This is a genomic window from Acidovorax sp. CCYZU-2555, assembly GCF_018413525.1.
In the GTDB taxonomy this organism is placed as follows: domain Bacteria; phylum Pseudomonadota; class Gammaproteobacteria; order Burkholderiales; family Burkholderiaceae_C; genus Comamonas.
In genome coordinates this window covers 1-9,343 of record NZ_JAHCDD010000130.1, presented here as the reverse complement: position 1 = coordinate 9,343, position 9,343 = coordinate 1, and the positions used below count along the sequence as shown (strand labels likewise).

10 protein-coding genes are annotated in these 9,343 nt (G+C 67.3%); 6 read left to right on the top strand and 4 right to left on the bottom strand.

Translation table 11 applies throughout. The features are described 5' to 3' along the window. Together KHY18_RS26295 and KHY18_RS26290 are read right to left on the bottom strand one after the other, a co-directional pair. Window positions 1-686 (bottom strand): DUF1365 domain-containing protein (locus tag KHY18_RS26295; protein ID WP_213307219.1); only part of this gene is annotated, 686 nt, incomplete at its 3' end. After that, the gene (locus KHY18_RS26290) at window positions 683-2,017 is read right to left on the bottom strand and encodes an NAD(P)/FAD-dependent oxidoreductase (protein WP_213307217.1); all 1,335 of its coding nucleotides are present in this window, start codon (window positions 2,015-2,017) and stop codon (window positions 683-685) included. The genes KHY18_RS26295 and KHY18_RS26290, both read right to left, overlap by 4 nt. A gap of 126 nt (window positions 2,018-2,143) precedes the next feature. On the opposite strand from KHY18_RS26290, the gene KHY18_RS26285 reads away from it, so the two are divergent. From KHY18_RS26285 to KHY18_RS26275, 3 genes are all read left to right on the top strand, one after another. Then, window positions 2,144-2,800 carry a TetR/AcrR family transcriptional regulator gene (locus tag KHY18_RS26285; protein WP_213307215.1) on the top strand — a complete coding sequence of 219 codons (657 nt, stop codon included), beginning with the start codon at window positions 2,144-2,146 and terminating at the stop codon, window positions 2,798-2,800. A gap of 92 nt (window positions 2,801-2,892) precedes the next feature. Continuing rightward, the gene (locus tag KHY18_RS26280) at window positions 2,893-3,924 is read left to right on the top strand and encodes a DNA topoisomerase IB (protein WP_213307213.1); all 1,032 of its coding nucleotides are present in this window, start codon (window positions 2,893-2,895) and stop codon (window positions 3,922-3,924) included. A 129-nt stretch (window positions 3,925-4,053) separates the two neighbouring features. Further along, window positions 4,054-4,557: a hypothetical protein gene (locus KHY18_RS26275; RefSeq protein WP_213307211.1), complete on the top strand. Its 504-nt coding sequence runs from the start codon at window positions 4,054-4,056 to the stop codon at window positions 4,555-4,557. Between the two features lie 58 nt (window positions 4,558-4,615). Here the strand turns inward: KHY18_RS26275 and KHY18_RS26270 are convergent, their stop codons facing one another. After that, window positions 4,616-5,077, bottom strand: coding sequence for a ferritin-like domain-containing protein (locus tag KHY18_RS26270; protein ID WP_213307209.1), 462 nt, complete (start codon window positions 5,075-5,077; stop codon window positions 4,616-4,618). A gap of 228 nt (window positions 5,078-5,305) precedes the next feature. Here KHY18_RS26270 and KHY18_RS26265 point away from each other — a divergent pair, with 228 nt between their 5' ends. Both KHY18_RS26265 and KHY18_RS26260 read left to right on the top strand, forming a co-directional pair. Then, a complete protein-coding gene (locus KHY18_RS26265) occupies window positions 5,306-5,650 on the top strand; it encodes a DUF2946 domain-containing protein (RefSeq protein WP_213307206.1) in 345 nt (114 codons plus the stop codon). A 151-nt stretch (window positions 5,651-5,801) separates the two neighbouring features. Beyond that, the gene (locus tag KHY18_RS26260) at window positions 5,802-7,259 is read left to right on the top strand and encodes a PepSY-associated TM helix domain-containing protein (protein WP_213307204.1); all 1,458 of its coding nucleotides are present in this window, start codon (window positions 5,802-5,804) and stop codon (window positions 7,257-7,259) included. Between the two features lie 25 nt (window positions 7,260-7,284). Here the strand turns inward: KHY18_RS26260 and KHY18_RS26255 are convergent, their stop codons facing one another. Then, window positions 7,285-8,169, bottom strand: a complete 885-nt coding sequence (locus tag KHY18_RS26255) for a LysR family transcriptional regulator (RefSeq protein ID WP_213307222.1) — start codon at window positions 8,167-8,169, stop codon at window positions 7,285-7,287. Between the two features lie 155 nt (window positions 8,170-8,324). Here KHY18_RS26255 and KHY18_RS26250 point away from each other — a divergent pair. After that, window positions 8,325-9,343: MFS transporter (locus KHY18_RS26250; RefSeq protein ID WP_213307202.1), on the top strand; the 1,019-nt coding region annotated here is incomplete at its 3' end.

Sequence of the window (9,343 nt, the reverse complement as noted above, 5' to 3'; positions counted from 1 at the left end):
ATGACGCCCAGGGTCATCAACGGCATGCCGAAGAACGCGCGCCGCAGGCTCGCGCCATCGAGCGCCTGCAGCGTTCCGGCGACGCTGGTCTGCAGCAATGGCCCTGCGTCGTCATGCAGATCGACGCAGGCGCGCGTATGGGCCGGCTGGCCGGCGCCCGCCTCCGTTCGCTCGAACCGGAAACGGTAGTGGCCTTCGATGCGGCAGAACGGCGAGACATGAAAGACTTTGCGCGCCGTCTGTTCGCGCCCCCAGTCGAGTTCGTCGCCCGCGAGCAGATAGGCATGGCGCTCGCCGAAGGTGTTGTTGACTTCGGCCAGCACCGCGGCCAGCGAGCCGTCGGCGCGGTGCGCATACCAGAAGCTCACCGGCTTGAACACATAGCCGAGCACGCGCGGAAAAGTGTGCAGCCAGACTTCGCCATCGGCGTCGGCAATGCCTTCGCTGTGCAGCATGGCGTCGAACCAGGCGAGCGCGTCGTCGCCGCCTTCGCCATGGTCGCAGTCATGAAAGCTCATGAGCGCGCGGCGGTTGCGCGCCAGCGCCGCGCTGGGCTGGGCGCGCAGACTGCGCAGCGGCAGCAGCAGGAAATAGCTGGGATAGCGGAACGCATGCGCGACCGGCCGCAGGCGCCGGTGCCAGACATGGCCCATGCCGATCAACGGCTGCGCAGCTGCGTGGTTCATAGCGCCTCCTGCGAGACCCTGAGCGGCAGGCGCCGCAAGGCCTGCATCACGCCCTGGGCCGCGTCCAGGCCCGAACGCAGGCCGTCTTCATGGAAGCCATAGCCCGACCAGGCGCCGCAGAACCAGGTGCGGCGCTGGCCTTGCAGCGCCGCGACCGTGCCCTGGGCCTGTATCGCGGCCAGGTCGAACACCGGATGGCTGTATTCGATGCGCTGGTGGATCTTGTTTTCATCGATCGCGCGCGAAGGGTTCAGCGAGACCACCACCGGCTGCTGCCAGGGCAGCGGCTGCAGCCGGTTGAGCAGATAGTGCAGGCAGACCTGGGCCTGGTGGGCGTTCGCGCCCGCGCCGCGCTCGTAGTTCCACGCGGCCCAGGCCGCGCGCCGCTGCGGCAGCACGTTGGTGTCGGTGTGCAGCACGGCGACATTGGGCTGGTAGCGGATCGCGCCCAGTACCGCCGATTCGAGCGGCGTCGCATCGGCGCCGAGCAGACGCAGCGCCTGGTCGCTGTGACAGGCCATCACGACGGCGTCGAAGGTTTCGCTGCCCTGCGCGGTCTGCACCAGCACGCCCGCGTCAAGGCGACGCACACTCAGCACCGGGCAATGCAGGCGCGCCTGGTGCCCGCCCGGGCCTTGCAGCCGCGCGACCATGCGGCGCACATATTCACGCGAGCCGCCGCGCACCGTGTACCACTGCGGCCGGTTCGTCACCTGCAGCAGGCCATGGTTATGGCAAAAGCGCACCAGCGTCGCTACCGGAAACTGCAGCATCTGCTCGGTGGGGCAGGACCAGATGCTGCCGATCATGGGCAGCAGATAGTCTTCGCGAAACGCCTTGCCAAAGCCGTGGGTGTGCAGGAAATCGGCAATCGGCGTCTGCAGTTCGTCTTCGGCCTGGCGCTGCGCGATCTCGGTCGTGAGCCGATTGAAGCGCAGTATCTCGGCCAGCATTCCCCAGAACCGCGGCCGCAGCAGATTGCGCCGCTGGGCGAACACCGCGTTGAGCGACGTGCCGCTCCACTCCAGGCCGCTGCCCCCTTGCGCATCCAGGCATTGCACCGACAGCGACATTTCGGACGCCGCGCTCTCCACGCCCAGCTCGGCGAACAGCGCCGTGAGCAAGGGGTAGGTGCGCTGGTTGTAGACCAGAAAACCCGTGTCCACGCCATGCGTCACGCCATCGATTGCCAGGTCCACGGTGTTCGCGTGGCCGCCGAAATGGCCGCCGGCCTCGAACAGCGTGACCTGGTGGTCCGCATGCGCATCCGCGAGCCGCCATGCGGCAGACAGGCCGGCGATGCCGGATCCGATGACAGCGATGCGGTGCATGGTGGACTTCCTTGATGTACTCGAAAGATCAATTACTGAACTCATGAGTTCACAATATATCCGCTAAGTCTCAACTTTGCACTATAAAGTTTTCACCCCTGGGGTTTCGCTCTAGAATCAGGCCCTATGGAAACCCGTTCATCGATCAAAGAGCAAATCCAGCGCCTGCGCCAGGAAGCCATAGTCACCGCCGTCAACCGCCTGCTGGCCAGCAAGGGCTACGACGCCATGACCGTGGACGAAGTCGCGGCCGAAGCCGGCATGGCCAAGGCCAGCCTGTACAAGCTGTTCACGTCGAAGGAAGAATTGGCGGGCGCGGCCATGGTCGGCGTGCTCGACCGCGCGCTGGCGTTTGTCGACGATTTGCGCGCCCAGGCCGGCGACGCCGCGCAGACCGACACGCCGCTGTCGCCCGTGGACCAGCTGCGCGCGGTCATACGCTGGGCCATGCAGACCCAGCTCGAAGGCAAGATGCCGTCGCTGCCCGCGCAGAACTCGAGTCTGAGCGCGTCACTGCAATCGAACGATGCCTATATGGACCGGCTGATCGCGCTGAGCAACCGCCTGAGCATCTGGATCGCCGAAGCCCAGACCAGCGGCCAGCTCAATGCCCAGCTGCCTTCGGAACTCGTGCTCTACACGCTGTTCGCGCGCGCCTGCGACCCCGTCGTGGCGCTGCTCAAGGAGTCGGGCCAGTACACCCACGAACAGATTCTCGACTGGGTCACGCAGACCACGTTCCAGGGGCTGGGCAACGGCCCGCAGACGCCGCTGCCAGCCTGAGCGCCCACGCGCGCATGCGGCAGCGGATGACGGCGCCGCGGCCCGATGTTCCGCAAGATCCACGTTGATCCCTGTTGGAAAAGAAGGCAACGATGGCGACGCTGATCTATGTCGACGAGCAGACCGAAGGCTGGCGCCGCGTGCGCAGCGGCAAGGGCTTTTCCTACCGCTGCGCCGATGGCGCCCTGATACGCGACGCCGCGCAGCTCGCGCGCATTCGCCAGCTTGCGATTCCGCCCGCCTACACCGATGTCTGGATCTGCCCCGACCCTGACGGCCACCTGCAGGCCACGGGCCGCGACGCGCGCGGGCGCAAGCAGTACCGCTACCACGCGCTGTGGCAGGAGCAGCGCAAGCAGGCCAAGTTCGAGCGCATGCTGCGCTTTGGCCGCACGCTGCCCAAGATACGCCGCGCGGTCGAGCGCGACCTGGCCGCGCGCCGGCCCGGGCTGGAAGTCGTGGCCGCGACCGTGGTGCGGCTGCTGGACCGCACGGGCATGCGCATAGGCAACGACGAATACTCCGAACAGAACGGCTCCTACGGCCTGACCACGCTCAAAAACCGCCATGCCAAGGCCAGCGCCGACCAGCTCACGCTGCAATTCAAGGGCAAGAGCGGCGTGATGCAGAAGGTGTCGATCGTCGACCGGCGCGTGGCGCGCATCGTGCAGCGCTGTCAGGAGCTGCCGGGCCAGCGCCTGTTCCAGTTCCTCGACGCGCAGGACGAGCTGCAGCACCTGCGCTCGGACCATGTGAACGATTACCTGCGTGCGCTGTGCGGCGAAGACTTCACGGCCAAGGACTTCCGCACCTGGCACGCGAGCGTCTGCGCGATGGCGCTGGCAATGGACGCGCGCTGCGCTGACAAAGAGGCGGTGCAGCTGAGCGCGGCCGCCATCAACGACATCGTCAAGCAGGTCGCGCAGCAGCTGGGCAATACCAGCACCGTGTGCCGCAAGTTCTATATCCACCCTGAAGTGCTGAACTTCTGCGAACGGCAAACGATGGACGCAGGGCGCGCCGCGCGCAAGAAAGTGGGAATGAGCCCCACGGAAGGCGCGCTGCTGCAACTGCTCGGTGCCTGCGAGCCGGTGGCGCGCAAGAAGGCGGCGCCGAAACGCTGAAGCGCGACACGGCTTTTCGTCCTATGGCGCGGCGCGCCGAGAAACGCTAGTCTGGAATTCCAAGCAGACGGCGGAAAAGGGCTGGCGCCATGCCGGCCGAATCCGCCCACCAACCACAGGAGCTCAGCAATGGATCCAGCAGAACACCGCGCCTACGGCGTGTTCAAGCCCGTCGGTCACATGGTGGTTTCGTTCCCGGATGCGGCCAGTGCCGACAACGGCCATGCGGCACTCACGGCCCAGGGCACGGCCGCGGCCGATATCCACCGCTATACCGCCGCGCAGATGCTTGCGCAATGCGATGAAGACATCGCCCGGGCCAGCCCCGCGGCTTCGGTCGGCCAGGAGCTCAATCTCGTCAAGGCCAACCGCGAACTCGCGGCCCACGGTTTCCACTTCATCGTGGTGCGCGTCGACGACGATGACATTGCGCGCCAGGCCGCCGATGCCATGAAGGCCCAGGGCGCGGAACGCGCCCAGCTCTACGGCCGTTTCATCATCGAGGAAATGATCACGCGCGCCGCCGACATGCCCCAGGTCAAGGAATCGCCCGACAGCGGACTGGACCCGCAGACGCCTTCGGGCGAGGAAAAGGAAAGGGCGCAATTGCGCCCGCCTGAATCCACGCCCTAGCCTGAAAAAAAGGCCGGCCCCGTCTTGCGGGGCCGGCCTTTTTCCTGCCTGAAAACGCTTATGCGTTGTCGGCGCGGCGTGCCGCGTCGCGCAGTTCGCGAATCTGCAGATGGTTGCGCTTGGCGCCTTCGTATTGGCGCTGCACCACCACACGCACATCGGCCGGCAGGTCTTCTTCCAATGCCTTGCGATAGCGTTCGAGCGCCTTGTCTTCACCGCGCTCGGCTTCTTCCAGCATGTTGAGATCGCTGTATCCGGCCAGCGTGCCCTTCACGGCCACCCAGCCGCGATGCGCGGCACCGGCGAGCGTGCCGCCATCCGGTGTGGAGCGGCCGCCGAGCTGACCGACCACGACGCGCAGTTCTTCCGCCGCCTGGCGGCAGTCCTGGGCACGCGACAGAAAGGTCTGCTTGAGCGCGCCCGTGCGTGCATGTTCGGCGCTGCTGGTAAAGCCGAATTCGCCATCCTTGCAGTTTTCGATCAGGTCGTTCAAGGTCTCGATGACTTGCTTGTTGTCCATGGTGCGGTTTCCTGGTTGATTGACGAAATGGCCCGCTTCGTCGGACGGGCCTGGTTCGCGGCATGTGCCTGGTCCGCGACAAGTTTGTCGCGGGGAAACCCTATTTAACGGCCTTACCAAATACCCTGGGGTCGGTCTAGCGCCCATCTCGGGCGCGTCCTGGACCTACACGGCTGGCGGCCAGCCGCTCGGCAGATGTGTTCTTTCAGAAGCAGGGATAATTCCGCCATGCACCCCCTGCGCACCTCTTCAGCCCTGCTACGCCTTGTCCTGGCGTGCTATCTGGTGGTGCTGGGCATTGCGGGCGCCTCGCCCGTGGTGCACCCGCCGCGCATGGAGATGGTCTGCAGCGCCGATGGCACTATGAAGATGGTGGTCGTGGACCACGAAGCCGGCCGGCACACGCTCGATTGCTCGCTGTGCCTTGCGGCATCGCTGCCCCTGCCCGAGTTCCACAGCCCGGTGCAGATGCGCCAGCCGCTGGCGCATGCGCTCACGCCAGTGGTCGCCGCGCATATCGCGGGGCGCAGCGGCGCGCGCTTTCCGCCGCGCGGGCCGCCCGCGATCGCCTGAGCCGGCCCACGCCTGCGCAGGGTGGCGATGCGCGCATCGCTGCCCTCCCCTTCCCGATTTGCCCCGATTTTCCGCACCGCCTGCGCGTGGTGCGGGCGCGCCGGCGCGACGACGCTGTCCCCGCGCGGTCCCCTATGAATATGAAATTCCGATGACGACTTCCGCCCCCGAAACCCGCGCACCCGCGCGCCCGCTGCGCGCCTCTCCTGACCTCTATCGCGCGGTCTGGCGCTGGCATTTCTACGCCGGTCTGCTGGTGCTGCCGTTCCTGATCTGGCTCGCGATCACGGGCGGCCTGTATGTGTTCAAGAACAATATCGACGGCTTCTTTCACGCGCGGCTGCTCACGGTGGGCGCAGCGGCGACGCCCGCGCATGCGCCCACGCAACTGGCGGCCGCGGCGCTGGCCGCGCACCCGGGCGCACTGATCAAATACACGCCGCCCGCCACGGCCACGCGCTCGGCCGAAGCCTTGATCTCAACCACGGACGGCGAGCGGCTGGCGGTGTTCATCGACCCCTACCGCGGCGAAGTTCTTGGCGCGCTACCCGACGGCGGCAGCGTCGCCTGGACCATTCGCAAGCTGCACAGCCTCAAGTACTTCGGCAAGGTCGCGCGCGGCGCGATCGAGATCGCCGCGGGCTGGGCCATCCTGCTGGTGCTGACCGGCATCTACTTGTGGTGGCCGCGCGGGCAAAAAGGCGGCGTGGTCACGGTGCGCGCCACGCCCGCCAAGCGCGTGTTCTGGCGCGATCTGCATGCGGTCACGGGTCTGGGCGTGGGCGGCATGCTGCTGTTCCTCGCGGTGACAGGCATGCCCTGGTCGGTGCTGTGGGGCAACCAGATCAACCAATGGGCCAACGGCAACAACTTCGGCTATCCGGCTGGCGTGCGCGTGCAGGTGCCCATGTCCCAGCTGAAGCTGGCCGACGGCGAGACCACGGCATGGTCGCTGCAGCAGGCGCGCATTCCAGAATCCGGCCATGAAGGCCATGAGGGCCACGAAGACCACGACGGCCATTCAGGCCATGACGGCCACGAAGGGCATTCCGCGCACGCCGGCCATGCGATGGCCGATGTGCCGCCGCAGCCGTCGGCATTGAGCCTGGACCAGGCCGTCGCCGCGTTCGATCAGCTGGGCCTGGCGCCGGGCTACGCCGTGCAGCTGCCCAAGGGCCCGCAAGGCGTTTACTCGGGCTCGGTCTATCCCGCCGATCTGAGCCGGCAGCGCGTGGTGCACCTGGACCAGTACAGCGGCAAGCCGCTGCTCGACATGAACTACGCCGACTACGGCCCCATGGGCCGGGCGCTCGAGTGGGGCATCAACGTTCACCTGGGCATGGAATGGGGGGTGTTCAACCAGGCGCTGCTGGCCGTGACCTGCCTGGCCATCGTGCTGCTGTGCGTCAGCGCGGCCGTGATGTGGTGGAAACGCCGGCCCGCGGGCGGCCTGGGCGTTCCGCCTTCGCCCGCGAACCGCAAACTGCAGGCCGGTGTGTTCGCGCTGCTGCTGGTGGGCGGCGCGGTCTTCCCGCTGGTCGGCGCGTCGATGCTGGTGATGGCCTTGATCGACTATCTGGCGTTCGCGCGCCGCCCTGCCCAGGCCTGAGCCCGCAACCGGTCAGCGCGCTGAATCAGCCCAGCACCCGGGCGCTGAGACAGTCGATGAACGCGCGCAGCTTGGGCGACAGATCGCGGCTCGCGGGCCACAGAATCCACATCGTGCCGCTGTCGCCGCTGCAGTGATCGAGCACGGTCTGCAGCCGGCCGGCGCGCAGGTGCGGCGCGGCAATGAAGTCGGGCAGGCAGGCGATGCCCTGGCCGTGCAAAGCCAGGTGAATGCGCATCTCGACGCTGTTGCACACCAGCGACTGCGGCAGCTCGGGCGGCGCATCGCCCTGCGTGGGCGGCAGCGGCCAGGCCTCGAGCCGGCCCGTGCTGGGAAAGCGGTAGTGCAGGCAGATATGCGACTGCAGCTCGCCCGGGCTTTGCGGCCTGCCGTGGGCTGCGAAGTAGTCGGGCGAGCCGACCAGGACGCGCCGGAAACTGCCCAGGCGCCGGCGCTTGAGGCCCGAGTCGGCGAGCACGCCGGTGCGCACCACGGCGTCGAAGCCGTCGCCGATCACATCGACCATGCGGTCGGAAAAATCCAGGTCGAGTTCCACCGCGGGATAGCGGCGCATGTACTCGGCGATCACGGGTTCGAACAGGCCGCTGTGGCGCGGCAGGCTCACGCGCAGCTTGCCGCGCGGCGCGGCGCTGGCCTGTGTCATTTCGAGTTCCGCGGCCTCGATTTCGCACAGGATGCGGCGGCAGCGTTCGAGAAACTTTTCGCCTTCGGCCGTGAGCGCCAGCGTGCGCGTGCTGCGGTGGAACAGGCGCACGCCCAGCCGCTCTTCAAGCCGCGCCACGGCCTTGCCCACGGCCGACGGCGAAACGCCCAGATCGCGCGCCACGACTGAGAAGCCCAGCCGCTCGGCGACGCGCACGAAGATGCCGATGCTGCCCAGGTTTTCCATCATCACATTGCTCTATTTAAGACATTTATGTCCGAAGTATTGAGCACTGTAGCCGGTTTTTCTTTTCTCTTCGCCCACCTAACCTACGGCCCTGCCCTGCTGCAGCGCCTGCGCGCTGCCAGCAATTCCTGCAAATCTTCTGGCGAACTTTCTTCATGTCTTCGATTTTTTCCCCTGCGGCCCTGCGCTGGCTGCAGCTGCTGGCCGCCTGCCTCACCGGCCTGTTGATTCCGCTGTGCTTCACCGGCCCGGCCGTGGTGCTGCCCGCGATCAGCCTCGAGCTGGGCGGCAGCCCGGCCCAGCTCGCCTGGATCATGAATGGCTACATCCTGAGCTACGGCGGCGCGATGATGGTCGCGGGCAGTCTCACCGATCTCCATGGGCGCCGGCGCATCTGGCTCATCGGCCTGGCCTGGTTCTGCGTCTGCACTTTCGCCATTCCTTTCGCGCCCAGCGTGCTGTGGATCGATCTGCTGCGCCTGCTGCAAGGCCTGGGCGGCGCCGCGGCCTTCGCGGCCGCGATGTCGTCGCTCGCGCCGCTGTTCGAAGGCCGGGCGCGCGCACGCGCTTTCAGCCTGCTGGGCACGACCTTCGGCCTGGGCCTGGCGTTCGGCCCGCTGATTTCGGGCTGGCTGGTGGAGATCAGCAGCTGGCAAGGCGTGTTCCATGCGACCGGCGTGGTCGGCGTGCTGGGCTGGCTGCTGGTCGCGGCGAGCACTTCGCGTGGGCGCCCCACGGCCCAGGGCGGGCTCGACTGGCCGGGCGCGATCAGCTTCACGCTGGCGCTGGGCTTGTTCACCTACGGCATGCTGCTGGTGCCCGAACAGGGCTGGCACGACACCACGGTCATTGCCTGCCTGCTGGCCAGCGCCGCGATGTTCGCCGCATTCGCGGCCATAGAGCGGCGCGTCGCCAGACCCATGCTCGATCTGGGCTTTCTGCGCGACCCCGGCGTGCTGGGCGTGCAGGCGCTGGCCGCGTCGCCGGCCTTTCTGTTCATCGTGCTGATCGTGCTGCTGCCCAGCCGTTTCATCGGCATCGACGGCTACGGCGCGCTGCAGGCCGGGCAGATGATGGTCTGGCTCGCGGCGCCGCTGCTGGTCGTGCCCTTCGCCGCCGCGCTGCTCACGCGCTGGTTCACGCCGGGAACGCTGTCGGGCGCGGGCCTGCTACT